This is a genomic window from Saccharothrix deserti (assembly GCF_009769385.1).
GTDB lineage: Bacteria > Actinomycetota > Actinomycetes > Mycobacteriales > Pseudonocardiaceae > Actinosynnema > Actinosynnema deserti.
The window spans coordinates 34,621-60,358 of sequence record NZ_VKAB01000034.1 but is presented as its reverse complement, the minus strand read 5'-3'; the positions used below and the strand labels follow the sequence as shown (position 1 = coordinate 60,358).

Below are 25,738 nucleotides of genomic sequence, written 5' to 3'. Positions count from 1 at the left end.
CCCTTGTGTCACGCTGAGTCGCAAGGTCGAACCGTAACGGGTGACACGAGGTCGTTGTCTTGGACACGTCGAGCGGCATTCCCCTGAACGAACGCATCGCGCGCTGCATGCGGACCAGCGACCCGACCGACGTCCTCGGTCCCGACGCCTTGGCGCAGGCCGCGCGGTTGGCGCTGCCCACCATCGGCCAGGACGTGGACCCCGAGGTCCTGACCACCCTGGCGTTGCTGCACTGGGTCCGCTACAACGCCCTCCAGGCGGAGATCGCCGGACCGGACCTCAACGTGTGCCTGAACCTGTACGCCCCCCTCGCGTCCCTGGCCCCGAACGCGGTGCCCCCGCCCGTGCTGGAGTGGCTCGCGGCCAACCCCGCCGTCCCCGTGCTGCCCCTCGACGAGGTCGGCGGCTACTACGCCACCGTGATCACCCGGGTCGCCACGACGACCGAGTACCCGGAACTGGTGGACCTCGGGGTGGAGGCGTGCCGGGCGGCCTGCCGGAGCGCCGACCGGGACAACCTCACCGTGCACCGGTTGAACCTGCACGTCCTGCTGTGCGCCCGGCACGAGCGCGGCGGCTCGGTGGCCGACCTGGACGAGGCCGTGGCGGTGGGTCGTGCCGCCCTGGAACCCGCCGACCACCCGTTCGCCACCACTGTGGCGCTCAACCTCGGCTTGGCGCTGCGCACCCGCTTCGAAGTCCTGGGACGCGAAGCCGACGTCGACGAGGCCGTGGAGCACCTGCGCCTGGCGAAGACCCTGCCACCCGATGCCGACAACCGGCTCGGCTACCTGCTCGCGCTCGCCGCCGTGCTGGCGTTCAGGTGCGAACGCGGCGCCCCGTCCACCGAGGTCGACGAGTGCGTCGCGGTGGCACGGGACGTCGTGGCCGCGTGCCCCGAGGGTCACCCCGACCACGGCGTCGCGCTCCTGCTGCTGGGCGAAGTTCTGAAGATCAGGTTCGTCCTCGCCGGGGAGACCGCCGACGTCGCGGACATCGACGAGAGCGTCGGGTGCGCCTCGGCGCTGCCGGCCATCGCCGCCGAGTCCGACGAGGTCGACGTCACGGCGCTGCTCAAGCTCATCGTCGCGTTGGCGACCCGGTTCATGCACGCCCGCGCCTACGGCAGTCCCGACGAGGGCGACCTGGCCGAGGCGACCAGGCTCTCCGCCATCGCCGACGCCGCCATCCCCGAAGGCCACCCGATGCGGCACGAGGTGGACGGCGTGCTGGCGACCGTCCAGCGCGCGGCACGCGACGACCACCCCGCCGCCGAACGGGCGGCCCGTGCGGCGTTGTCCCCCGTGGCCGCGGAGCGTGCCGAGCGGGCCGGCGCGCAGTTCGCCTTGGCCGACGTGCTGATCGTGCGGTACCGGGAAACCGGCGACACCGCGGTTCTCCACGAGGCGACGCACCTCCTGCGGGAGGCGTTGGCGGACGCGGGCCACCCCGCCCGGGTGGCGGTCCGATTCAAGTTGGCGGAGGTCTCGCGGGAGTGGTTCCGGCTCTCCGGCACGGATCGCGACCTCGACACGGCCGTCGACGTGTCGCGTGAGGCCGTCCGAACCCCCATTCCCGACCAGGTCGTGCGCGCCATGAACATGTGGGAGCACGCGAACCTGCTGCGGCAACGGTTCGAGCGCACCCGGCGGCTCGTCGACCTCGACGAGCGGATCGAGGTGCTGAGCGCGATCCCGTCGTTGGGCGACGACCTCTTCCGAGCGGACTGCCTGCGCGAACTGGCCTCCGCGTGCGTCGACCGGTTCCACTCCACCGGAGAGCGGATCGACATCGACCGCGCCGTGGACGCGGCGGACCGCGCCGCCGCGCTCGTCCCCGCCGACCACCCGGGATGGCCTCGCGTGCGGAGGCAGGGCGCGCTGACGCGGAAAATCCGCTTCAGCGTCGTGGGCGACCCGAACGACCTCGCGGAGGCGATCCGCCTCGCGCGCTCGGCCGCCGACAGCACGCCGGCCGACGACCCGCACCGTCCCGCCGTGCTGAACACCCTCGCCGCCACGGTCGGTGTGGCGGCGAAGGAAGCACAGGACGTGGCGGGATTCACCGAGGCCATCGGGATCTGTCGCGAAGCGATGGCGTTGGACGGCGTCCCCGACGTGTCCAGGATCCTGACGTTGAGCGGGGTGCTGTTCGACCGCTATCTGCTCACCGGGGCCGTGGCGGACTTGGCGGAGGCCACCACCGCACTGCGGTCGGCATTGTCCACCGCTACGGGCAACGATCGCGGTTTCCTGCTGAACAGCCTCGCCATGGTGCTGCTCCCGCAAGTCCAGCACCTGGGGGCGTCCGCGCACTTGGACGTGGAAGTCGAGGACACCATCCGGGAAGCGGAGCGCGTGCTGGCCGAACTGCCGCCCGGGAGCTTCGGCACCCTGGAGCTGCTCACGAGGATCGCCGTCCTGCGCACCGGCCGGTACGAGCTGCACCGGGACCCCGCCGACCTCGACCAGGCGATCGCCGTCCTGCGAGCCGCCGTGGCCGACGTCCCAGCCGACCACCCCGCGCTGACGGGGTGCCGGCTGTACCTGGGGCAAGCCCTGACCCAACGCTTTCACCACACCACCGAGATCGCCGACATCGAGGACGCGGTCGCCGTGCTGCGCGAGGGGCTGGCCGGGCTCGGACCCGGAAAGACGACCGAAGGGCTTCGAGCCCAGTTGGGGCTCGCCCTGTTGTCGCACGCGCAGTGGTTCCCCTCCCCGCAGGCACGCGACGAGGCCGTCGAACTGTTGCGGGAGGCCCGCCGACGCTTCCCCGCAAACGATCCGGGCCACCTCGCGATCCAGCTGCACCTGGGACGCGCGTTGCAGCTGCGCTACGCCGAAACCGGCGATCCCGCCGCACTCACCGAGGCGATCGAGGTCGCCAGGAGCGGGATCCGGACCACCGCGTCGGACCACGCGTACCACGCCGCGCTGCTCGTGGTGCTCGGCACACTGCTGACACAGCTGTTCGAGCGGACCGACGACATCCCCGCCCTCGACGAAGCCGTCGAGGTGCACCGCCGTGCCGCCGCGACGATCACCGCGGGGAACGGGGTACTGGCCGTCGCCCTCTCGGAGTTGGCGAACTCGCTGCGCGCCCGGTATGTCCGCCGCACCGACGCGAGCGACCTCGAGGAGGCCATCGCGGTGGCCCGGCGCGCCGCGGAACTGCCGGGGTTGCTGCCGCCCGAGCGGGCGTCGGCCACGGCGGCACTGGCGAACGGCCTGTTGGCCCGCAGCACGCACACCGGTGACCTCGACGACCTCACCGCGGCGGTCGACCTCGGCCGGGACACCGTCGCCGGATTGTCCGCCGGGCACTTCTTCATGCCGCTTCAGCTGCTCGGGCTGGGCACGGCGCTGTGGACCAGGTACGAACGGACCGGCGCGATCGCCGACCTGCACGAGGCGATCGACGTCTTGAGCGCCGCGGTGGACCGCAGCGCCGACGGTGCATGGCGATCGCACGTGCTGACCAACCTCGGCAACGCGCTGTGCGCCCGGGCCCGACGCCTGGGCTCCACGGCGGACTTCGACGCGGCCGTTGACACCGGCCGGGCCGCGGTCGACGCCGCGTCCGAGGCGACCGCGTTCATCTGCCTGCTCAACTTCGCCGTCGCGCTGCACATCCGCTTCGTGGAGCGCCAGGACCTCCCCGACCTCGACGCGGCGATCGAGGCCGCCGGCGAGGCTGTCGAGCGTTGCCCGGAGGGGCACGCGCAGCGGGCACAGCTCCTGTCGAGCCTGGCCATGATGCGGCACAGCCGGGACCAGGCGCGCCCCGGGAGCGATGACCTCGACCGGGCCGTCGCCCTGCTGCGGGAGGCGGTCGCGAGCACCGACCCGACGCACGCGTCGGGGGCGACGTACCGGCTCAACCTGGGGTCGGTGTTGCGAGCCAGATACGAGCGCCGTGGTCGGGAGAGCGACGCGACGGAGGCCGTGGACCAGAGCCGTCGGGCGGTCGAGACCTTCCCGGCGGACGACCCCCGCCAGGCGATGACCTGGTTGAACCTGGGCCTGGTGCTACGCCTGCGGTACCAGCGGAACGGCGTCGCGGCCGACTGCGACGACGCCGTGGCGGCCTGTCGCGCCGCCGTCGAATCCCGCTCCGCCACGCCCATGTCGCGGTCGGCCGCCGCCGTGGTCTGGGCCATGCTGGCCGCCAATCGCGGGGACTGGCCGTCGGCGGTCGAGGCGTTCAGCACGGCCGCCGCACTGCTGCCGCAGGTCGCCTGGCACGGTGTCGAGCGCGGCGCCCGTGAACGTCGGCTGGACCAGTGGGAGGGCTTGGCCAGGGCGGCCGCGGCGGCCGCGGTGGCGGGGGGAGCCCCGGACCTCGCGGTGGAGTTGCTCGAACAGGGCCGCTCGGTGATGTGGTCGCAGGTGTTGCAGACCCGCGACGACACGTCGGTGCTGCGCGAGCGGGACCCGGCGCTGTACGACCGGCTGCGGGCCGTGGCCGCGGACATGGCGACCACGGGCACCCTCGATGCGCCGACCGGCATGGTTCCCGTCCTGCCCGCCGGTCTCCCGGCCGACGCCGCCCGGCACGATCAGGAACGCCGCATCCGGCTGGCCGAGGAGTGGGACCGGCTGCTCGCGCGGGCGCGGGCGTTACCGGGGCTGGAGCACCTGCTGCGGGTGCCGCCGCTGGCGACCCTGCGCGACGGCCTGCCCGACGGACCGGTGGTGCTGATCAACGTCCACGACACGCGGTGCGACGCGCTGGTCGTGCGGCGGGACGGGCCCGTGGAGCACATCCCGCTGCCCGACCTGTCCGCGGACGAGACCGTCCGGCGGACCACCGCCTACCTGCGGGCGTTGCACGTCCTGGAGAGCCCGGCGGTGCGGGGCGACCTGACCCGCACCAGCGCCAAGCAGACCCTGCACGTGACGCTGGAGTGGCTGTGGGACGCCGTCGCCGGACCGGTGCTCGACCACCTGGGCCTGGTCGACGGGGAGCGGTTGTGGTGGTGCCCCACCGGCACCCTGACCCTGCTGCCGCTGCACGCCGCCGGCTACCACGACCCGGCCGACACCCCGTCCGGGCGCACCGTGCTCGACCACGTCGTCTCGTCGTACACCCCGACGCTGCGCGCGCTCGCCAGGGCACGCACGGCCGACGCGCCGGACACCGCGGACCGCCGACTGCTCGTCGTGAGCATGCCCGAAACCCCGCCCGGCGAGGCCGCGCTGAGCCCGCTGCCGGGAGCCCGTGCGGAGGCCGAGTTCTTCCAGCGCGCGATGCCGGGGGCGCACACGCTGCGCGCCGGCGACGCGGCCACGCACGCCACCGTCACCGCCGACCTGCGCACCCACGCGTACGCGCACTTCGCGTGCCACGGGGGACAGGACCTGGGCAACCCGTCCACCGGCGCGCTCTACCTGCGGGACAAACCGCTGACCGTGCTCGACGTCGCCGAACTGGACCTCGCGCACGCCGAACTGGCCTACCTGTCGGCGTGCCACACCGCCGTCGGCGGCACCACCCTGTCCGACGAGGCCATCCACCTCGCCGCGGCCCTGCAACTGGCCGGCTACCGACACGTGATCGCGACCCTGTGGGCGGTCACCGACCGGACCGCGGTCGAGGTGGCGATGTCGGTCTACACGGCACTGATCAACGGCTCGGGGCTCGACCTCACCGAAACCGCCCACGTGCTCCACCGAACCGTGCGGGCGCTGCGCGACGCCGACCCCCGTGATCCGACGCGGTGGGTGCCGTACATCCACTCGGGAGCGTGACGAAGATCGGAATCGGGCGAGGGGCTCCTCTATCGGGACAAGTTTCCCGAGTAGGCGACGAAGCTGCCCGTTGTCAGTGCTCCAGAGCGGGGTCCTTCCGGCGGAACGACAACGCGATGACCCCGGCAGCAGCCATGAAGGCCGCCACGACCCACATGCCCGCCCGGAAGTTGCCGGTCACCCCCTGGAGCCAGCCCGCCAGGTACGGGCCGGCGAAACCCGCGAGGTTGCCGAACGAGTTGATCAACCCGATGCCCGCGGCGGCGCCGACCCCGACCAGGAACGAGTTCGGCAGCTGCCAGAACACCGGGATCGCGGCGAACACACCGATCGCGCAGACCGTGACGGCCACCATCACCAACAGCGGCGAGTTCAGGTACAGCGCGGCGGCGATCGCCACCGCTCCGGTGAACGCGGCGATCGCGACGTGCCCCGCCCGTTCGCCGGTGCGGTCTGAATGCCGCGCCCACAGCACCATCGCCAAGGCCGCGAAGGCGTACGGAACCGCCGTGACCAGCCCGATCTCGACGATGCTGAACGTGGTCCGGAACTGTTCCTGGAAGCCCTTGATCACCTGCGGCAGGAAGAACGCGAGGACGTAGAGGCCGAAGACGATGCCGAAGTAGACGACGCTGAGCGCGAGCACGCGCGGGTTGGTCAACGCCGACCGCGTGCTGACCTCGCCGCCGACCTCCTGGGCGTCCTCCGCGTCGATGGTCGACTGGAGCGCGACGCGCTGGTCCGCGGTCAACCACTTCGCGTCCCGCGGCCGGTTGGGCAGGAAGAAGAACACCGCGACGCCGAGCAGGATCGAGGGCAGGCCCTCGACGAAGAACATGAAGCGCCAGCCCGCGTCGAAGCCGAGCACGCCGTCCCCGTGCTGGATGAGCAGGGTGGAGATCGGGCTCCCGATGACCGAGGACAGCGGCACCGCGAGGAAGAACAGGGCGACGATCTTCGCCCGTTGCGCGCGGGGGAACCAGTAGGTCAGGTACAGGATGATGCCGGGGAAGAAACCGGCCTCGGCCACACCGAGCAGCACCCGGACGACGTAGAAGCTGACCTCACCCTGGATGAACGCGGTGGCCGAGGCCACGATGCCCCAGGTGACCATGATCCGGGCGATCCAGATCCGGGCGCCCACCCGGTGCAGCACGATGTTGCTGGGTACCTCGAAGAAGAAGTACCCGACGAAGAACAGGCCCGCGCCGAGCCCGTAGGCCGCCGCGCTGATGCCGAGGTCGGCGTTCATGGTCAGCGCCGCGAACCCGACGTTCACCCGGTCGAGGTAGTTGAGCAGGTACAGCAGCCCGAGGAACGGGACGAGGCGGATCACGGCCTTGCGCACCGCCTGCGCGGTGGGTGTCGCTGCCGTGGACGAGGGTTTGTTCATCGGACTCTCCTGCGTGTCGGCAGTGAACTGGTGACCGCGGCCACGGTCACCCGGACGCGCCGGCACGCAGCGCCTGGTAGACGTAGTCGTCGAGGTCGAACGTCGTCAGCATCAGCACCCGGGCCGGTGAGCCGGCGGCGACGATGCGTTCCAGCGCGGCGATCCCGCCCAGCACGGGCATGCGGATGTCCATCAGGACCACGTCGGGTTCGAGTGATTCGCAGAGCTGCACGGCCGTCGCGCCGTCGCCCGCCTCCCCGACCACCGTGGTGTCCGGTGCGGCCTTGAGCAGCGACACCAGTCCGGCGCGGAAGAGCGCCTGGTCGTCGACGACGAGGACGCGCGTCACGACAACGTCCCTCCTCCCAGGGGCACGGTCAACTCCACGCCGAAACCACCGTCCGCGCGTGGACCCGCGACGAGCGTTCCGCCGTAGATCCTGGCCCGCTCGCTCATCCCGATCAAGCCGTGCCCGCTACCGGCCGCCCGGACTGGTGCCAACGGCGGCGAGTTGACGACTTCCGCCGAGAGCTGTCCGGCGTAACGGCGCACCGCCACCTCGGCCGTGGCCCCGTCCGCGTGCTTGAGCACGTTCGTCAACGCCTCCTGGATGACCCGGTAGACCGTCATCTGCAGGCCGGACGGCAGGTCCGACGTGTCGCCGCGCACGGTCAGCGACACCTCCAGACCGGTGGCGCGGACGCGGTCGACCAACGATTCCAGCTCACCGAGGCCCGGTGCCGGCCCGTCGGGCGACTCGCTCGCGCGCGACCGTGACACCCGTGGCAGCTTCGTCACCATGCAGGAGCACCGCAAGCACGTGGGCACCAACTTCAAGGCGGGCACCAAGTTCTGCCTCGCCGCGTACGGCGTCGGGAACGACGGCACCGTTGGCGGAACGCTGTGGTGGAGCGGTCACTGATCGTGGCGCTCACCGCCGTCGCCTGGTCCTCGCCGGCCAGGGCGCGGCGGGCGCCACTTCGCAGAACGTCCAGGGGCACGCGGAAAGTCCGTCGTCGATCAGCTGGGGGGAACGCTGTGGTGGAACGTCACATCGTGATCGTGACGGCGCTGCTGGCGCTGGCGGGCTGTGCGTCTGCGCAGCCGCAGCCGCAGCCGGCACGCTTGCTCGACCCGCAGCAGTACGCGAAGGCTTTGGGCGACAAGTACTCCGCGTTCAGCTGGCCCGAAGGCCGCGAACCCGACCTGTCGGTGCTCGCGGAGAAGTCGGGACCGGGTGACGGCAAGGTGCCCGAAGGCGCCGAGCGGGTCGTTCTGGAGATCACCAACTCGTGTGCCTGGTACGCGTCGTGGGAGGACGCGCGCCAACGTGGTGATCACGTCTCGGTCGCACGCGCGTTGAAGGTCATGGCCGAGGTGCTGCCGACGTTCTCGCCGGAGGACCCGGACGGGCAGCGCTACGCCAGGGAGACCGCTGCCAAGGCGAAGGCGGGTGACGGCACGCAGGCCGCCGATTACGTGACCGCGAACTGCGACGCGGTGAAGTGGAGCGAATGAGGTGGACCCACCGGTGACGGTGATCGACTACGGCGTGCCGACCGCGGGTCGATCGCAGGCGGACGACAGCGAACGGTCCAGTGCCGCGCGGTGGGGCGGGTCGAGGTTCCGGTCGTGGGAGACGAACAGCCGCGTCGCGAGGAGTCGGCCGGGGCACGACGGGCGTGCGCGGGAGTGGTCGGTCGCTTTCAGTTGTTCCAGCAGTCGCAGGGTGATCCGGTCCAGCTGAGGGCGGACTTCGGTGGCCAGGTCGGGCCGTTCGACGGGCGCGAGTTCGGGGTGCGCGGTCCACAGCGCGTAGAGGTGGCGCTGGACCTGTTTGTTCGCCTCGATCTGGTCGCGGAACACCGCGACCGACTCCTCGGGATCGACGCCCATGCCGATCGACAGCGTTCGCACGTTGTCCAGCACGACCTGCTCGCGTGCGGGATCGTCGATGGGCGCGGGCGTGCCGAACTTCGCCGCGGCGACCTTGTCGGCCAGCAGGACCCGTTCCGCCGAGAGCCCGGTCAGCGGAACCAGGGACTCCCTCGCTCCGCCGGTGGCCGTCGCCCCGTTGACCGGGCCGAGGGCGGTGACGAGCAGTGCCACGAGCACCGCGACGGACGACCTGCCCACCGACACGCGCATTCCCGGAATCGAGATCACAGCGCGAGACTACCGGTGCCGTCAGGGTTCGGTCAGTGACCTCGGGCTTCCATGACCAGCAACATCAGCGAGAGCAGGAGCTGGAGGGCGCCGATACCGGTGCCCGTGACGGCGGTCCAGTCCAGTCGGTACTCGGTCTTGGTGGTCATCGACCGCACGCCGCAGACCACGGCGCCCGCCGCGAGGACCGCGCCTCCCGCGGGGGTGGGCCAGCTGAGCAGGCCCAGGCACAACGCGATCGGTCCCAACCACGCGTCTTTGCCCGGACGGTCCTTCGCGGGGAGTTGCCGCGTCACGCCGATCATGGTCCCCCAAGTCATCCGCAAGGCCTGCCCGTCACCACCGATCACGATAGCGATCGCACCGGCTGCGGAGGGAGCGCTGCTGTTCAGCTCCGTTGTTCAGCTCCGTTGTTCAGCTCAGCCGCAGAACGCCGAGCGCCATGAGGGCGACGTGCAGTTCGGTGCGCCGCTCCCCGGATTCCAGGTCGCAGTCGAGCAGTCGTTCGATGGCTCGAAGGCGCTGGTAGAGCGTCTGCCGGGAGAGGTCGCCGCGGCGGGCGGCGGTGGTCTTGTTGCCCGCCGCGTCGAGGTAGTGGCGCAGGGTCGGCAGCAGGTCGGTGTGGTGCCGGGTGTCGTGCTCGACGAGCCGGCCGATCTGCCGTTCCACGTAGTCCTGGACCCGGACGTCCTCGCGCAGCGTGTACAGCAGCTGCCGCAGGCCGATGTCGGACAGTTCGTGGAACGGCTTGCCGGGGGAGTCGGGCAGGACCGCTTCCGCCACGCGTGCCGCCTCGCGGAACGAGCGGGCGGCGTGGGCGAGGTCCGCGACCTCGGAGCCGACGCTGATCACCGCCGACGGGTCGACGTCCAGGGCGGTGCGGCTCAGCTGCTCGACGGCGGGCCGCCAGGGCTGGGCGGGACGCGGGGAGAGCAGGACGCCGACGCGTCCGGGGCTCAGCTCGCCGACCAGGACCGGGCCGAAGGTCGGCTCCAGGGCGTCGGCCAGCGACGTTTCGAGTTCGGCCGACGTGTCCACGAGGACGGCGAGGAAGCGGCCGTCCTTGGTCGGCAGGCCCAGCGCCGCGGCGCGCACCCGTGCCTCGTCGGGGGAGCGGTGCCGTTGCTCCGCGATGTCCTGGAGGAGGTTGCGGTGCGCTCTGCGCTCCCAGGTCGTGGCGTGGATGAGACGCGCGATCGTCAACGTCATCGCGGTCCGCTCCAGCACGGTGACGTCCTCCGGCCCGAACGCCCTGGCGGCACGGGTCGGCTTTCCCGGCGCCGGCGGGACGAGGGTCGGGAGCATGGCCACCCGGCCCCACCGTTCGCCGCGGTACTCCACCGGGGTCACCAGCCACCCCTCGGGGCCCCGCACGTCCGTGTCGTCGCCGGGCGGGACAGCCCTGGAACGACGTTCCCAGCCGGTGAGCGCGTCCTCCACGGTGCGGCCCGCCGGTTCGCAGATGACCGCCTGGTGCGCCAGGTTCTCCAACACCACCGTGTGGCCGCTCATCTCCGCCGCCGCCCGCATCACGTCCTCGGGACCCGCGCCGCGCAGCGTCAACGCGGTGAACGCGTCGTGGATCTGCTGCGTCCTGCGCATCGCCTCCGCGTGGTTGCCGAGGATCAGGGCGTGGACGACCTGGGTGATCTCCACGAAGTTGACGTCCTTGGCCAGCGACACCAGCGGCAGACCGCGCGTCCGGCAGGCCCGCACCAGCGCGTCGGGCGGGCGGTGGAACCGCCGGACGAGCTCGATGACCAGGGCGGACGCCCCCACGTCCGCCAACTCGTCCACGTACCGGCGCACCAGCGAGGGGTCGGTCGGCAGGGGCATTCCGGTGGTGAGGACGAGCTCGCCGCCCTTGAGGAACGACGCCGGGTCGGTCAGCTCGGTGATGTGCACCCAGCGGACCGGCCGGTCCAGCTCGGACTCGCCGGTGACGACCGTGGGCAGCCCCGCCGCCAGCACCGGCAGCGCCAGCACGTCGGCCACGGTGAGCGCGCCGACCGCCTGGCCCTGCTCGCCGGGCCGCGCCGGTCCGGCGGCCCGGAATTCCTCGTCCACGGCGTCTCCCTCGGTGCCCGGTCACTGTGACAAGCGGGTCTCCACCTGCGCAAGAGCAGCCCGGGGACGCCCACGCGGTCGCGGACGGCAGGCGCCGGCCCCGGACGTTGACAAAACGTCCAAACCCCGTGCTCCAGGCGGACAGAACACGCGTTGTCGCGCCTCAGCGCCCCGGAGATGCTCGGGACGCCCCCCCGAGAGCCAGGGAGACCACCATGACCGCACTGTCGCCGCACCTCCGCCAGGCCACGCCCGTGGTCGCGGTCCGGGGCGAGGGCGTCCACCTGTACGGCGAGGACGGCCGGCGCTACCTCGACTTCACCGCCGGTATCGGCGTCACCAGCACCGGCCACTGCCACCCGGCGGTGGTGGCCGCCGCGCAGGAGCAGGTCGGCACGCTCGTCCACGGCCAGTACACGACGGTGATGCACCGACCGCTGCGGCGGCTCGTGGACAAGCTCGGCGAAGTGCTGCCGGCCGGGCTGGACAGCCTGTTCTTCGCCAACTCCGGCAGCGAGGCCGTGGAGGCCGCGTTGCGGCTGGCGCGGCAGGCCACCGGCAGGCCGAACATCCTGGTCTGCCACGGCGGCTTCCACGGCCGCACGGTGGCCGCCGCCTCGATGACCACCTCCGGCACGCGGTTCCGGGCCGGGTTCTCGCCGCTGATGAGCGGTGTGGTGGTCACCCCGTTCCCGACCGCGTTCCGGTACGGCTGGGACGAGGAGACCGCCACCCGCTTCGCGCTCCAAGAGCTGGACTACGTGCTCCAGACCGTGTCCGCACCCGCCGACACGGCCGCGATCATCGTCGAGCCGGTGCTGGGCGAGGGCGGCTACGTGCCCGCGACCCAGGCCTTCCTGGAGGGCCTCCGCGAGCGGGCGGACCGCCACGGCTTCCTGCTGATCCTGGACGAGATCCAGACCGGCGTGGGCCGCACGGGCCGGTTCTGGGGCCACGACCACTTCGGTGTCGCGCCCGACATCCTGATCACCGCCAAGGGCGTGGCCAGCGGTTTCCCGCTGTCCGCCATCGCCGCCCCCGAGGAGCTGATGAGCAAGGCGTGGCCGGGCTCGCAGGGCGGTACCTACGGGGCCAACGCGGTGGCGTGCGCCGCCGCGTGCGCGACCCTCGACGTCGTCCGCGACGAGAAGCTGGTCCACAACGCCGAGCGGATGGGCGAGCGGCTGCGGGCGGGGCTGGAGGCGGTCGCCGCCACGACGCCGGCCATCGGTGACGTGCGGGGTCTCGGCCTGATGCTGGCCACGGAGTTCGTCACCGCGGACGGTCGGCCCGACGGTGAGACCGCCGCCCGCGTGCAGCGCGCCGCCGCGGACGCAGGGCTGCTCCTGCTGCTGTGCGGCGCGTGGAACCAGGTCGTCCGGATGATCCCCGCGCTGGTGATCGACGAGCAGGCGGTGGACGAGGGCCTGCAGGCATGGGCCTCGGCCGTCGAAGCGGGAGTGTCGGCGCCATGACGGCTGACGCCCTGGCGCGTCTGCTCGCCCGATCCGCTCCCGGTATGCGGTTGGAGACCGGCGCGGGCGGGACCGCGCCCTACGCCTACGACGCCTCCAACTACCGGGTGCCGCCGCGAGCCGTGGCGTTCCCGCGTTCCGTCGACGAGGTGCGCGCCGTGCTGCGGGCGTGCCGGGAACTGGGCCTGCCGATCACCGCGCGGGGAGGCGGCACCAGCATGGCGGGCAACGCCATCGGCCCGGGGGTGGTCCTGGACTTCTCCCGCCACCTGAACCGAATCCTGGACATCGACCCGGACGCGGGCACCGCCAGGGTCGAGGCCGGAGTGGTCCTGGACGACCTGCGGACGGCCGCCGCGCGGCACGGGCTCACGTTCGGCCCCGACCCGTCCTCGCACAGCCGCTGCACCCTCGGCGGGATGATCGGCAACGACGCCTGCGGCAACCGTTCCGTCCGGCACGGGCGGACCAGCGCGCACGTCGAGTCGCTGGAGATCGTCACCGCCGACGGCGTCCTCGCGATCGCCGACCACACCGGACTGCGTGCCGCCGACCCGGCCGACCCCGAGGCGGTGGCCCGGATCGCGCGGCTGACCGAGGACGCGCGGCAGCTGGTCGTGGACAACCTGGCGCTGATCCGCACCGAACTGGGTCGCATCCCCCGCCAGGTCTCCGGCTACCAGCTCCACCACCTCCTGCCCGAACGCGGCTTCGACGTGGCACGGGCACTGGTCGGCACCGAGGGCACGTGCGCCGTCGTGGTCGCCGCCACGGTCCGCCTGGTCGCCACGGCTCCGGCATCGGCCCTGCTGGCGCTGGGTTACGACAACCTCGTGGACGCGGCCGAGGACGTCCCGGAGATCCTGCGCTGGTCGCCCACCGCCGTGGAGGGCATGGACGAGGCCATCGTCGCCACCATGCGCGCCCGGCGCGGCCCGGACTCCGTCACCGGCCTGCCCGACGGGCGGGCCTGGCTGTACGTCGAACTCGACGGTGACGACGAGGCACAGGTCGCGATCAACGCCGGCGAACTGCTGGACGTCCTCAAAGCCCGTGGGCGCATGTGCGACGGCAGGCTGGTGGACAGCGCCGCGCAACGGCGTTCGCTGTGGCGGGTCCGCGAGGACGGCGCCGGCCTGGCCGCACGCCTCGTCGACGGCGGCGAGTCGTGGCCGGGCTGGGAGGACGCGGCGGTCGCGCCGGAGAACCTGGCGGCCTACCTGCGCGAGTTCCGCGCGCTGCTGGACGGGCACGGCCTGACCGGCGTGCTGTACGGGCACTTCGGCGCGGGCTGCGTGCACGTGCGCATCGACTTCGACCTCGGCACGGACACCGGCCGTGCCGCCGCACGCCGCTTCCTCCGCGAAGCGGCCACGCTGGTCGTCCGGCACGGCGGCACGCTCTCCGGCGAGCACGGCGACGGCCGGGCCCGCGGCGAACTGCTGGACGTCATGTACAGCCCGCGCATGATCCAGGCGTTCGCCGCCTTCAAACGGCTCTTCGACCCGGACGGCCTGCTCAACCCCGGCGTCATCGTGGCACCCGCCGCCCTCGACGCCGACCTGGTCCTGCACAACCCCGCCGCACCGGACGGCCGCCCCACGCTCTTCACCTTCCCGCACGACGACGACGGCTTCGCCGGTGCGGCACGGCGGTGCGTCGGGGTCGGCCGCTGCCGCAGCGACGCGGGCGGCGTGATGTGCCCCAGCTACCGCGCCACCGGCGACGAGAACCACTCCACCAGGGGCCGGGCGCGCGTCCTGCAGGAGATGCTGCGCGGCGAGACGATCGAGGGCGGCTGGCGTTCGACGGAGGTCCGCGACGCCCTCGACCTGTGCCTGTCGTGCAAGGCCTGCTCGACCGACTGCCCGGTCGGCGTCGACATGGCCACCTACAAGGCGGAGTTCCTGCACCAGCACTACCGGGGCCGGATCAGACCCCGCTCGCACTACTCGCTGGGCTGGCTGCCCGCCGCCTCCGCCCTGGCCCGCTACGTCGCCCGCCCCGTCAACGCACTGCTGCGCGGGCCACTGGGCACGCTGGCGGCCCGACTCGGCGGCGTCACAACACAACGCGCAATCCCCGCCTTCGCCTCACGGCGCGCGCTCCGGTCCGCCCTTCGTGACGCACCGCAGACCAACAAGCCCGCAGCACTGCTGTTCATCGACAGCTTCACCAGGGCGTTCCGCCCCGAGGTCGCCGGCGCCACCGCCCGAGTGCTCAGCGACGCGGGCATCCCCAATTCAGCCCGTGACGGGCTGTGCTGCGGCCTCACGTGGGTGAGCACCGGCCAGCTCTCGGTGGCACGTCGGGTCATGGCCCGCACGGTGGCCCGCCTCGACAGCGCGCCCGACCGCGACCTGCCCATCGTCGTCACCGAGCCGAGCTGCGCCGCCGCTCTGCGACGTGACGTGCCCGAACTGCTCGACACCGACGCCGCCCGTCGCGTCGCGGCCCGCGTCCACACCCTGACCGGCGCGCTCACCGACCTGGCCGCACCGGATTGGACCCCACCGCCGCTACCCGATTCCGTGCTGTTGCAGACCCACTGCCACGAGTACGCCACGTTCGCCGGCCGCCGACCGCAAGACCTGCTCCGCAAGCTCGGCGTGCGGAAGGTGACCGAGGCCGAGGGCTGCTGCGGCCTGGCCGGAAACTTCGGCTTCGAGGAACAGCACTACGAGACGTCGATGGCCGTCGCGGACCTCTCGCTGCGCCCGCGCCTCGACGAACAGCCCGACGACGGGATCGTCGTGGCCGACGGCTTCAGCTGCGCCACCCAGATCGACCACCTCGCCCAAGGCCGGGGCATCCGCGCGACGCACCTGGCCCAACTGCTGGACCAGGCCGCCCGACCAGGAGGAACACCGTGATCGACGTACCGAACCAGTTGTTCATCGACGGCGCCTGGCTGGACGCGGCCGACCGCGCCACCATGCCCGTGCACGACCCCGCGACCGGCGAGGTGATCCGCCACGTCGCCGACGCCGGCCCGAAGGACGCCCTGCTGGCCGAGGATGCCGCCGTGCGCGTCCAGGAGGAGTGGGCGGCCACCGCACCCAGGGTGCGCAGCGAGATCCTGCGCCGCGCGTACGAGATCATCCTCTCCCGCACCGACGAGCTCGCCGCGCTCATGACCGCCGAGATGGGCAAGCCGCTGGCCGAGGCCAGGGGAGAGGTCGCGTACGCGGCCGAGTTCTTCCGCTGGTTCTCCGAGGAGGCCGTGCGCGTCGACGGCGGCTACGGCGTCCTGCCGGACGGCCGCAACCGGATGCTGCTGATGCGGCGGCCCGTCGGACCGTGCCTGCTGATCACGCCGTGGAACTTCCCGTTGGCGATGGGCACCCGCAAGATCGGCCCGGCGGTAGCCGCGGGCTGCACGATGGTGCTCAAGCCCGCGCCGCAGACCCCGCTGTCCAGCCTCGCGCTGGCGCGGATCATGCAGGAGGCCGGGTTGCCGGACGGCGTGCTCAACGTCGTCACCACGTCGAAGGCCGGTGACGTGGTCGAGCCGATGCTGCGCGGCGGCCGGATCCGCAAGCTCTCCTTCACCGGCTCAACGCAGGTCGGCCGACTGCTGCTCGCGCAGAGTGCCGACACCGTCGTCCGCACGTCGATGGAGCTGGGCGGCAACGCCGCGTTCATCGTCTTCGACGACGCCGACCTGGACGCCGCCGTGGACGGCGCGATGACCGCGAAGATGCGCAACATGGGCGAGGCGTGCACGGCGGCGAACCGCTTCTTCGTCCACCGCACCGTCGCGCACCGGTTCGCCGAACGACTGGCCGAACGCATGGGCGCACTCGTCGTCGGGCCCGGCACCCGGCCGGGCGTGGACGTGGGCCCGCTGATCGACGAGACAGGCCGTGCCAAGGTCCAGGAACTGGTGAACGACGCCGTGCAACGGGGCGCCGAAGTGCTGGTCGGCGGAACCACCCCGGACGGCCCCGGTCACTTCTACCCGCCCACGGTCCTGACCGGCGTCGACCCCGACAGCAGGCTCATGTCGACGGAGATCTTCGGCCCGGTGGCGGCGATCCTCACGTTCGACGACGAGGACGAGGTCGTGCGCCGGTCCAACGACACCCCGTGGGGCCTGGTCGGCTACGTCTTCACCCAACAGCTGGACCGAGCCCTGCGGGTCAGCGAACGCCTGGAGGTGGGCATGGTGGGCCTCAACACCGGCCTGGTGTCCAACCCCGCCGCGCCGTTCGGCGGCGTGAAGCAGTCCGGCCTCGGCAGGGAGGGCGGCCGGGTCGGGATCGAGGAATTCCTGGAGTACAAGTACATCGCGGTGCCGGTGTAGGCCGACACCGCGACATCCGTGGGCTACGAACCGAGGCGGCGTGCGGAGATCTCCGCCGCCGCCTCGGCGACGAGCCGACCCCACTCGGGCAGCCGGGCGTCGTCGCAGCGGGAGTCCGGCATGGATATCGCCACGGCGGCCAGCGGCGTGCCGTCCCCGTCGAGGATCGCCGAGGCGATGGCGCACACGTCGGGCCGGTACTGGTTGCGGTTGACCGCGTAGCCGTCGGCGCGCACGCGGTCCAGCTCGGCCCTCAGCTCCTGAGGATCGGTGATGGTGGCTTCGCTGTAGCGCTCCAGTGAGCGGGCCAGCAGCTCCTCCACGTCGGACAGCTCCACGTTGGCCAGTATCGCCCGACCGGTCGCCGTCGCGTGGATCGGCGAGGTGTCGCCGATCTCGTAGAAGGTGCGCACCGCGTGCGAGGAGTCGACGCGGTCGACCACGACCATGCAGTCGAGGGCGTCCGGAACGGACAGGTGGATCGTCTCGTTCACCTTGTCGCGCAAGCGGATCATGGGTTCGCGCGCCGCCGCGAACAGGCTCGATCCCTGCAAGGCCGCAGGGCGCACGGCGAGCACCCGCACGCCGATCTCCCACCGCGTCGTGTCCTTCCGGTTTGCGCGCAACCACCCCGCCTCGCTCAGGGTGACCAGTGTGCGCTGCACCGTCGACTTGGGCAGCCCGAAGATCTTCGTCAGTTCCCCCACTGTGACCGGCTGGTGCTGCGCGACCGCCTCCAGGATGCGCAGCGACCGGGTCACGCTCTTCATCTCCATGCGTTATCCCCCTGTTAAAGCGGTGAAGTCCTGCCGGACACCTCTTGACTCCCTTCGGAGCAACTGCCATTCTTCGTGCCAGATTCTAGCACGGTGTGCCACATTGCGGCACAGTTGATGAGTGAATCCCTCAGAGTCCCCCCATCCGGCCGCATCAGCTTGGCGGTCCGATAGGCCGAAAGGAAGACCCGTGTCTGCCAGGAAGCGAGTCGCCGTCGTCGGCGTCGGAACGATGGGCAGCCAGGCCGCCTGGCGCTTGGCGGCCCGTGGCGCCGAGGTGGTCGGGTACGACCGGTTCGCCCCCGGTCACGATCGCAGCGCCGCGGGCGGCGAGACCAGGATCTTCCGCAGCGCGCACTTCGAGGACTCGCGCTACGTGCCGCTGCTCAAGCACGCCGACGCGTTGTGGGAGGAGTTGCAGCGCGAGACCGGCCGCGAGCTGCGTCGCCTCACGGGGTGCCTGCTGATGGGCCCCACCGCGCACCACCAGATGAGCACCGTCCTGGAGTCCATCGCCGAGCACGGCCTGGACCACGAGGTCCTGGACGCCGACCTGCTGGCCAAGCGCTTCCCGCAGTACCGGATCGAGGACGGTGACGTCGCCGTGCTGGACCGCCGTGCGGGCTTCATCCGTCCCGAGCTGACCGTGCAGACCGCCGCCCGTCGTGCCGAGGAGTTGGGGGCGCGCATCCACCGCTACACCCCGGTCCGTGAGATCACATCCGCGGGCAACGGGGTGGAGATCCGCACGGACGCGGGTGTCGAGCGCTTCGACGCGGTCGTGGTGACGGTCGGCCCGTGGGTCAACGACCTGCTGCCGGAACTCCCGTGGGAGGTGGAGATCCGCAGGCTGGTCAGCGCCTGGTACGTGCCCGCCACCGCCGACGCGTGGTTCGGCGACGAGCGCCCGGCCTTCATCCGCACCGCGCCCACCCACTGCTACGGCCTGCCGTCACCGGACGGCGTCTCCGTGAAACTCGGCCTGTCCCGCGCCCTGCACCGCCCGGTGGACGACCCGAACCGGCTCGACCGCACGGTGGACCCGGCGGAACTGGAGATCTTCACCGAGCTGATCGGACGCCACATGCCCGACCTGCACCCCGATCCCGTCCGGCTGTCGGTGTTCATGGAGGGCTACACCGAGAGCAGCCGCCCGCTCGTCGGCCCGCTGCCCGGCAACGACAACGTGGTGCTGCTCGCCGGTTTCTCCGGCCACGGCTTCAAGCTCTCACCCGCCTTCGGCGACATCGCCGCCGACCTCGCGCTCGACGGCGCGTCGTCCCAGCCCATCGACTTCATCTCCACCTCGAACCGCACGGAGGCGTGACGCAGCGATGACCAACACAGCGATCATCAACGGCGGGGCGGCAATCCTGACCGTCGGCGCGCTGAGCGCCGAGCCGGGCACCAAGGTGCGCGGCAGCGTTCGGGCCGAGCTCGGCACGCTGACCGTGGACATCCCGCTGGCCCTGGTCAACGGCAGCCGTCCGGGCCCCCGTGTGGTGATCACCGCCGGCGTCCACGGCGGCGAGTTCACCGGAATCGACGCGGCCCACCGACTCGCGGCCCGACTCGACCCCGACCAGGTGCGAGGGCAGGTGCTCCTCTGCCTGGTCGCCAACCCTCCCGCCGTCTACGACGGGCGGCTCGGCACGTCCCCGCTCGACGGGGTCAACATCAACCGCGTGTTCCCCGGCGACCCCGAGGGCAGTCCCACCGAGCGACTGGCGGCCTGGTTGTTCGCCAACCTGATCCACGGCGCCGACGCGTACGTCGACCTGCACGCCGGCCGCATCGACGAGTTCCTCCGCAACTTCGTCGGCTACCGCCTCACCGGCGACCCGGAACTCGACGCCAAGGCCGCCACCATGGCCCGTGTCATCGGCTACGACGACGTGATCCTGGGTCTGAACGCCGATGGCGGCAACAGCCACGCCGCGGCGGCGCGTCTCGGTATCCCTGCCATCCTCGTCGAGACCGGTCAGCTCGGCGAGCGCGACCCGCAGGCGGCCGAGCGCCTCGTCGCCGCGCTGCTGAGGGTGCTCGACTTCCTCAACGGCGAGGATGTCGAGCAGCCGCCGGCCACCGAGTGGGTCTGGGTCGGCGGTGTCACCGCCGAGGCCGCCGGCCTGTGGTACCCGGAGGTCGCCGCCGGGGACGACGTGGCCGAGGGCCAGGTCATCGGCCGCATCACCGACCCCGCCGACGGCGGGGAACACGAGGTCCGCGCAACGGCCACCGGCCGCGTCTTCTACGGCATGCACGGCCTGACCGTGGTACCCGGCACCGAGCTCGCCGCCATCGCGGCACCCCGCTAGCCCGATCCCCGAACCTCCCCTCCCACCCAGTCTCCCCACTCCGCTTCCTCCCCCGCCCCCTGGAGGCTCCCGTGAAAGACGTACGGATCGACCGCCGGCTGTTCCTGCGCGGTGTCAGCGCCGTCGCGGCAGGTGCTGCCGTGTCCTCGCTGGCCGCGTGTGGCACCGGCACCAGCCGCTCAGCCGACAGCAGCGGCACAGCCGGCAGTTCCAAGACGATCGTCGTCCGCAACAGCGGCGGCGCCTACGGCGACGCCAACCAGAAGGCGCTCTACGAGCCGTTCTCGAAGGAGACCGGCATCGAGGTCAAGGTCATCAACATCAACTACGCGCAGATGCTGGCCCAGATCGAGCAGGGCCGCCCGCAGTTCGACCTGATCGACAACTCCATGATCGACTTCGTGAAGTTCGCCAAGGCGGGGGCGACCGAGCAGCTGGACTACGACCGGCTCAAGAACGCCAAGAACACGGGCATCCCCCAGAACCTCCTCGCCACCCACGCGATCGGCAAGAACTACTGGGGCAGCGTCATGGCGTACCGCACCGACGCGTTCGGGGGCAGGAAGCCGGGCTCCTGGGCGGACTTCTGGGACACCGGGGCGCTGTCCGGCAACCGTGCCCTTCAGCACGTGGACGCCGACATCCCGGAGTTGGAGTTCGCCCTGCTGGCCGACGGCGTGCCGCTGGACAAGCTGTACCCGCTCGACCTGGACCGCGCCTTCCGGGTGCTGGACCAGGTGAAGGGCTCGATCAAGAAGTACTGGGACACGGGAGCCCTGCCCGGCGTGCTGCTGGGCCGTCGCGAGGTCGACGCGTCGAGCGTCTGGCACGGTCGGCTCGACGACCTGATCAAGCAGGGGCAGCCGCTGGCCTACCAGTTCCAGGGCGCCCGGAGGCAGAGCAACGGCTGGGCCGTCCCCAAGGGCACGAACAACCTGGACGCCGCCTACCAGCTCATCGACTTCTCGCTGCGCCCCGAGGTGCAGGCCCACTTCGCCGAGGTCTACCCGATGGCGCCGGTCGTGCCGGCGGCCTACGAGAAGCTGTCGGAGGAGGTCTCGGCCAACCTCCTGGGCTCGCCGAAGAACCTGGCAACCGGATTCGACGCCGATGTCGAGTGGTGGGTGGCGAACGACGACGAGGTCACCAAGCGTTGGCAGGAGTGGGCCCGTGTCTGAGCTCCACGTGATGTCGACGCAGCAGTCCCCGTCGATTCCCCTGTCGGCGGGGACCGGCACCGGCAAACCGCTGTCGGTGACCAAGGTGCGCAAGACCTATGGCGTCATGACCGCCGTCGACGAGATCTCGATGGAGATCGGCGCCGGGGAGTTCGTGACGTTCCTCGGCTCCTCCGGCTCGGGCAAGACCACCACGCTGATGATGATCGCGGGCTTCGTGGAACCCGACTCCGGGTCGATCGTGGTCGGCGGCCGGGACGTCACCAGGCTGGCGCCGCAGAAGCGCGGGCTGGGTTTCGTGTTCCAGCAGTACCTGCTGTTCCCGCACATGACGGTCGGGGAGAACATCGCCTTCCCGTTGCAGCTGCGGGGCGTGCCGAAGGCGGAGATCCGCCGGCGCGTGGGCGAGACGCTGGAGATCGCCGGTCTGGCCGGGTTCGCCCGGCGCCGGCCGCGCGAACTGTCCGGCGGCCAGCAGCAGCGCGTGGCGCTGTGTCGCGCGCTGGTCTACCGGCCACCGGTGATCCTGATGGACGAGCCGCTCGGCGCGCTGGACAAGAAGCTGCGCGACCAGCTCCAGACCGAGATCAAGCGCATCCAGCAGGAGCTGGGGCTGACCGTCATCTACGTGACGCACGACCAGGAGGAAGCACTCGTGCTCTCCGACCGGATCGCGGTCATGCGCGACGGCCGGATCGACCAGTTCGACACGCCGCGGGAGCTGTTCGAGCGACCGTGTACCCCGTTCGTGGCCGACTTCCTCGGTGCGGCGAACTTCCTCCCCGGGAAGGTGGAGGACAGCACCGCGGAGCACGTGGTGGTGCGCCTGGACACCGGCGGCGTGCTGCGCGCCCGTGCGCAGGACGTCACCGCGGGCACGCGGGTGCGTGTGGCGGTCCAGCCGGGACGGTTGACTCCGGTCGCGCCGGAGGCGGGCTTCTGCACCGGCATCGTCGAGTCCGTGACCTACGTGGGCACGCTCGTCCGCGTGACCGTGCTGCCGGAGGGCGGCACGAGCTCGACGGTCGTGCGACTGGAGGTCCCGGCTGGTCGGGCGCCGTACGTGGGCGACCGCATAGGCCTGTCCGCCGACCCCGGGGACGTCAGCGTGTTCGCGGCCGGCACGGAGGGCTGAGCGATGGCCGCACCCGTTCTCGCGCCGGCGGAACCCGCCGTCGCGACCGCACCCGGAAGCGGGCCCGGCGGACTGCGCCGCAGGCTGTCCGGCCGCCGGACCCGCTTCGGACTGCTCAACGCCACGCCCGTCGTCGTCTACCTGCTGGTGCTGTTCATCTACCCGATCTTCAGCACCCTGCTCCTCAGCGTCGAAGGCGAGGACGGCGGGTTCACGCTGCACTGGTACGCCGACGCCCTGCAGGGCACGAACCTGGACATCCTGCTCGCGACGCTGCGGATCTCCGCCGAGACGTCGCTGCTCAGCCTGGTCATCGGGTTCCTGCTGGCCTACTGGATCACCCGGCTGCGCCCGCTGTGGGCGGGGCTGGTGATGCTGGTCGTCGTCGTGCCGCACTTCATCAGCGCACTGGTCCGCACGTACGGCTGGATCATCCTGCTCGGCGACCACGGCCTGGTGAACGAAGCGCTGGTCGGCCTGCACGTCCCCGGCGCCCCGTTCCAACTGCTCTACAACGAGATCGGCGTCGTGATCGGCACGACCTCGGTGATGCTGCCGTACACCGTGCTGCTGCTGTACGCCGTGATGCGCGGTGTGGACCGCGGCCTGATCGCCGCCGCCGCGAGTCTGGGCGCCGGTCGGCTGGTGACCTTCCGCCGCGTCTACCTGCCGCTGGTGGCGCCGGGCCTGGTCAACGCCAGTGTCCTGTGCTTCATCCTCTGCCTCGGCTACTACGTGACGCCCGCGCTGATGGGTGGTCCGAAGCAGACAATGGTCGCCGCGCTGATCGAAGAGCAGGTGATGAAGAACAACCAGTGGAACGGTGCCTCCGCGCACGGCGTGATCCTGTTGCTGCTGACCTTCGCCGGCCTGCTGTTGCTGCAGCTGTTCAAGAAGGCGGGCGAGGCCCGCCGGAATCGAGGTGCTGCGTGATCGGCTTGCGTGACAGCGTGGCCGGACGCATCGTTCTGGCCATCCTCTCCCTGTTGGTGCTGCTGTTCCTGGCGTTGCCGATCGTCCTGATCGCCGTCACGTCGTTCGGCAGCGACGCGCTGGGCTCCTTCCCACCCGAGTCGTGGACGCTGGGCTGGTACCAGCAGGTGTTCGCCGACGACAGCAAGTGGCCCGCCGCGCTGTTGCTGAGCGCGATGGTCGCCGCCATGACCACCGTGTTCTCCGTGGCGCTCGGCATGACCGCGGCGATCGCCCTGGTCCGCAGCGACCTGCCGCTGCGGTCCGCGGTCTACGGTCTGGTGCTGGCTCCGCTGGTGATCCCGCAGGTCGTGATCGCGCTCGGCATGTTCCTGCTCTTCGAGCCCGCCTCGATGCTCGGCAGCCCGATCGCGATCGCCTTGGGGCACACCGTGCTGGCCGCGCCGATCGCGGTGATGATCATCATGGCGACGCTGAAGGGCATCGACGAGCGACTGGAGGACGCGGCCGCCAGCATGGGCGCGGGCCGGCTCACCATCGCGCGGCGGATCACGTTCCCGATGGCCGCGCCCGGTGTCGTCGCCGCCGCGGTGTTCTCCTTCATCACCAGCTTCGACGAGTTCTTCATCTCCCAGTTCCTGTCCTCTGTGGACACCACGACACTGCCCGTGCAGGTGTTCAACGTCCTGCAGTACGACGTCGACCCGTCGGTCACCGCGGTCGCCGCGCTGCTCATCGCCGTCGCGGTCCTGGCGTTGGCCGTGGTCGGTGTGGTCCGCAAGCTCGGCTCGGACAAGCAGAGCGGTCTGCTGCCGGTGGAAACCGGGATCTCGACCGGAGGTGAAACGCGATGACGACCGCGTTGTCCGCCACCGCGGCCCGGCACCTGCTGTTGAACATGACACCCAACGGTTCCCTGGGCGATGACGGGGTCTTCGTGGTGCGGAGCGGGGACGGCCCCTACGTCCACGACGAGGACGGCACGCGTTACATCGACGGGTTGTCCGGCCTGTACTGCTGCCAGCTGGGCTACTCCTACGCCGACGAGATCGCCGAGGCGGCGGGCAAGCAGCTCCGTGAGCTGTGCTTCAGCCCGCTGTGGTCGGCCTCGGCGCACCCGGCGGCGATCGAGTTGGCCGAGCGGCTGGCGGGCATCGTGCCCGCCGGCATCGAGCACACCTTCTTCTCCAGTGGTGGAGCGGAAGCGGTGGAGACCGCGTGGAAGATCGCCCGCCGCTTCCACACCCTGCGGGGCGAACCCGGCCGCACCAAGGCGATCTCCCGGCGCGGCGCGTACCACGGGCTGACCCTCGGCGCGCTGTCGTTCACCGACGACCCGGGGTTGATCGAGCCGTACGGGCCGCCGGCGGTTGAGACCCGGTTCGTGTCGAACACCAATCGCAACGGTCTGCCGCCGGAGATGGCGAACGACTCGATGTTCACCGCGCACCTGCTCGCCGAGGTGGAGTCGGTGATCCTGGCCGAGGGGCCGGAGACGATCGCGATGCTGATCGCGGAGCCGGTGCAGAACCGGGGCGGGTGCATCACCCCGCCCGCCGGTTACTGGCCGGGCCTGCGGGCACTGGCCGACCGGTACGGCTTCCTGCTTGTCGCGGACGAGGTGATCACGGGCTTCGGCCGGCTCGGCGAGTGGTTCGGCGGCGACCGCTACGACGCCCGCCCGGACATCGTCACCGTCGCCAAGGGCATCACCGCCGGGTACGCGCCCATGGGCGCCACCCTGGTCGGCGCCCGCGTCGCCGAGGTGATCAACCGGCCCGGCGCGGTGCTCAACCACGGCTACACCTTCGGCGGGCACCCGCTGAGCGCCGCCATCGCCCTGCGCACGCTGGAGATCATGGAACGCGACAAGGTTCTCGACAACGTCCGCGGGCTGCAAGGTGGGCTCGCGAGCGGCATGGCCGCACTGGCCGACCTGCCGATCGTCGCCGACATCCGCGGCGCGGGCTTCTTCCACGCGGTCGAGCTGGTCGGGGACCAGGAGGACGGCGGGTTCTCCGACGCGGCGCGCAAGGCGCTCGTCGTCGACCTCATCCCGCGCCGGCTGCGCGAAGCGGGACTGCTCGCCAGGGTCTACAACCGCGCCGCGCCCCTGCTGCAGATCGCGCCACCGCTGATCAGCGATCGGCCGCTGCTGGACCGCATTGTCGAGATCATCGCCGACACGCTCGACGAAGCCTCCCAGGCGCTGGCCCGATGACTCCTCCACGCCACACC

Annotated in this window: 19 protein-coding genes and 1 pseudogene; 13 read left to right on the top strand and 7 right to left on the bottom strand. The window is 71.5% G+C overall.

The genetic code is table 11. The annotated features are described in order from the left end of the window. The first annotated feature begins 59 nt into the window (after nt 1-59). The gene (locus FM051_RS38790; protein ID WP_158852113.1) at nt 60-5,753 is read left to right on the top strand and encodes a CHAT domain-containing protein; all 5,694 of its coding nucleotides are present in this window, start codon (nt 60-62) and stop codon (nt 5,751-5,753) included. Nucleotides 5,754-5,826: 73 nt separating this feature from the next. Here the strand turns inward: FM051_RS38790 and FM051_RS38785 are convergent, their stop codons facing one another. From FM051_RS38785 to FM051_RS38775, 3 genes and pseudogenes are all read right to left on the bottom strand, one after another. After that, nucleotides 5,827-7,146, bottom strand: a complete 1,320-nt coding sequence (locus FM051_RS38785; RefSeq protein WP_158852112.1) for an MFS transporter — start codon at nt 7,144-7,146, stop codon at nt 5,827-5,829. 49 nt (nt 7,147-7,195) lie between these two features. Continuing rightward, nucleotides 7,196-7,495 (bottom strand): annotated as a pseudogene (locus tag FM051_RS38780) (response regulator); the annotation flags it as partial. Further along, complete coding sequence (locus FM051_RS38775) at nt 7,492-7,926, bottom strand: sensor histidine kinase (protein ID WP_158852110.1); 435 nt, start codon at nt 7,924-7,926, stop codon at nt 7,492-7,494. The pseudogene FM051_RS38780 and the gene FM051_RS38775, both read right to left, overlap by 4 nt. 19 nt (nt 7,927-7,945) lie before the next feature. On the opposite strand from FM051_RS38775, the gene FM051_RS53400 reads away from it, so the two are divergent. Together FM051_RS53400 and FM051_RS38770 are read left to right on the top strand one after the other, a co-directional pair. After that, nucleotides 7,946-8,068, top strand: a complete 123-nt coding sequence (locus FM051_RS53400) for a hypothetical protein (protein ID WP_274383859.1) — start codon at nt 7,946-7,948, stop codon at nt 8,066-8,068. Nucleotides 8,069-8,187: 119 nt separating this feature from the next. Continuing rightward, nucleotides 8,188-8,664 (top strand): hypothetical protein, encoded by a 477-nt coding sequence (locus tag FM051_RS38770; protein ID WP_158852109.1) that lies wholly within the window; start codon nt 8,188-8,190, stop codon nt 8,662-8,664. A 27-nt stretch (nt 8,665-8,691) separates the two neighbouring features. On the opposite strand, the gene FM051_RS38765 is transcribed toward FM051_RS38770, so the two are convergent. From FM051_RS38765 to FM051_RS38755, 3 genes are all read right to left on the bottom strand, one after another. Beyond that, the gene (locus FM051_RS38765; RefSeq protein WP_238412961.1) at nt 8,692-9,312 is read right to left on the bottom strand and encodes a chorismate mutase; all 621 of its coding nucleotides are present in this window, start codon (nt 9,310-9,312) and stop codon (nt 8,692-8,694) included. Nucleotides 9,313-9,344: 32 nt separating this feature from the next. Further along, nucleotides 9,345-9,608 carry a hypothetical protein gene (locus tag FM051_RS38760; protein WP_158852108.1) on the bottom strand — a complete coding sequence of 88 codons (264 nt, stop codon included), beginning with the start codon at nt 9,606-9,608 and terminating at the stop codon, nt 9,345-9,347. A gap of 118 nt (nt 9,609-9,726) precedes the next feature. Further along, entirely contained in the window at nt 9,727-11,379 is a 1,653-nt protein-coding gene (locus tag FM051_RS38755) for a PucR family transcriptional regulator (RefSeq protein WP_158852107.1), read from the bottom strand. Between the two features lie 215 nt (nt 11,380-11,594). Between FM051_RS38755 and FM051_RS38750 the strand changes: the two genes are divergently transcribed. From FM051_RS38750 to FM051_RS38740, 3 genes are read left to right on the top strand one after another with little or no spacing between them, the layout of a single operon-like run. Beyond that, nucleotides 11,595-12,854 carry an aspartate aminotransferase family protein gene (locus FM051_RS38750; protein ID WP_158852106.1) on the top strand — a complete coding sequence of 420 codons (1,260 nt, stop codon included), beginning with the start codon at nt 11,595-11,597 and terminating at the stop codon, nt 12,852-12,854. Then, complete coding sequence (locus FM051_RS38745) at nt 12,851-15,727, top strand: FAD-binding and (Fe-S)-binding domain-containing protein (protein WP_158852105.1); 2,877 nt, start codon at nt 12,851-12,853, stop codon at nt 15,725-15,727. The genes FM051_RS38750 and FM051_RS38745 overlap by 4 nt, the downstream gene beginning before the upstream one ends. Further along, nucleotides 15,724-17,160, top strand: coding sequence for an NAD-dependent succinate-semialdehyde dehydrogenase (locus tag FM051_RS38740; RefSeq protein WP_158852104.1), 1,437 nt, complete (start codon nt 15,724-15,726; stop codon nt 17,158-17,160). The genes FM051_RS38745 and FM051_RS38740 overlap by 4 nt, the downstream gene beginning before the upstream one ends. Nucleotides 17,161-17,183: 23 nt before the next feature. On the opposite strand, the gene FM051_RS38735 is transcribed toward FM051_RS38740, so the two are convergent. Continuing rightward, nucleotides 17,184-17,936, bottom strand: coding sequence for an IclR family transcriptional regulator (locus tag FM051_RS38735; protein ID WP_202919238.1), 753 nt, complete (start codon nt 17,934-17,936; stop codon nt 17,184-17,186). A 190-nt stretch (nt 17,937-18,126) separates the two neighbouring features. On the opposite strand from FM051_RS38735, the gene solA reads away from it, so the two are divergent. The 7 genes from solA (at nt 18,127) to FM051_RS38700 (ending at nt 25,721) form a co-directional block, all read left to right on the top strand. Further along, nucleotides 18,127-19,263 (top strand): N-methyl-L-tryptophan oxidase, encoded by a 1,137-nt coding sequence (gene solA / locus FM051_RS38730; protein ID WP_158852103.1) that lies wholly within the window; start codon nt 18,127-18,129, stop codon nt 19,261-19,263. A gap of 7 nt (nt 19,264-19,270) precedes the next feature. Beyond that, entirely contained in the window at nt 19,271-20,254 is a 984-nt protein-coding gene (locus FM051_RS38725; protein WP_158852102.1) for a succinylglutamate desuccinylase/aspartoacylase family protein, read from the top strand. Between the two features lie 71 nt (nt 20,255-20,325). Continuing rightward, nucleotides 20,326-21,432 carry an ABC transporter substrate-binding protein gene (locus tag FM051_RS38720; RefSeq protein ID WP_158852101.1) on the top strand — a complete coding sequence of 369 codons (1,107 nt, stop codon included), beginning with the start codon at nt 20,326-20,328 and terminating at the stop codon, nt 21,430-21,432. Further along, the gene (locus FM051_RS38715; RefSeq protein WP_202919237.1) at nt 21,425-22,567 is read left to right on the top strand and encodes an ABC transporter ATP-binding protein; all 1,143 of its coding nucleotides are present in this window, start codon (nt 21,425-21,427) and stop codon (nt 22,565-22,567) included. Before FM051_RS38720 ends, FM051_RS38715 begins: the two co-directional genes overlap by 8 nt. 3 nt (nt 22,568-22,570) lie before the next feature. After that, nucleotides 22,571-23,500, top strand: a complete 930-nt coding sequence (locus tag FM051_RS38710; protein WP_158852099.1) for an ABC transporter permease — start codon at nt 22,571-22,573, stop codon at nt 23,498-23,500. Continuing rightward, entirely contained in the window at nt 23,497-24,354 is an 858-nt protein-coding gene (locus FM051_RS38705; RefSeq protein WP_158852098.1) for an ABC transporter permease, read from the top strand. The genes FM051_RS38710 and FM051_RS38705 overlap by 4 nt, the downstream gene beginning before the upstream one ends. Further along, complete coding sequence (locus FM051_RS38700; RefSeq protein WP_158852097.1) at nt 24,351-25,721, top strand: aminotransferase class III-fold pyridoxal phosphate-dependent enzyme; 1,371 nt, start codon at nt 24,351-24,353, stop codon at nt 25,719-25,721. Before FM051_RS38705 ends, FM051_RS38700 begins: the two co-directional genes overlap by 4 nt. Nucleotides 25,722-25,738: the final 17 nt, after the last annotated feature.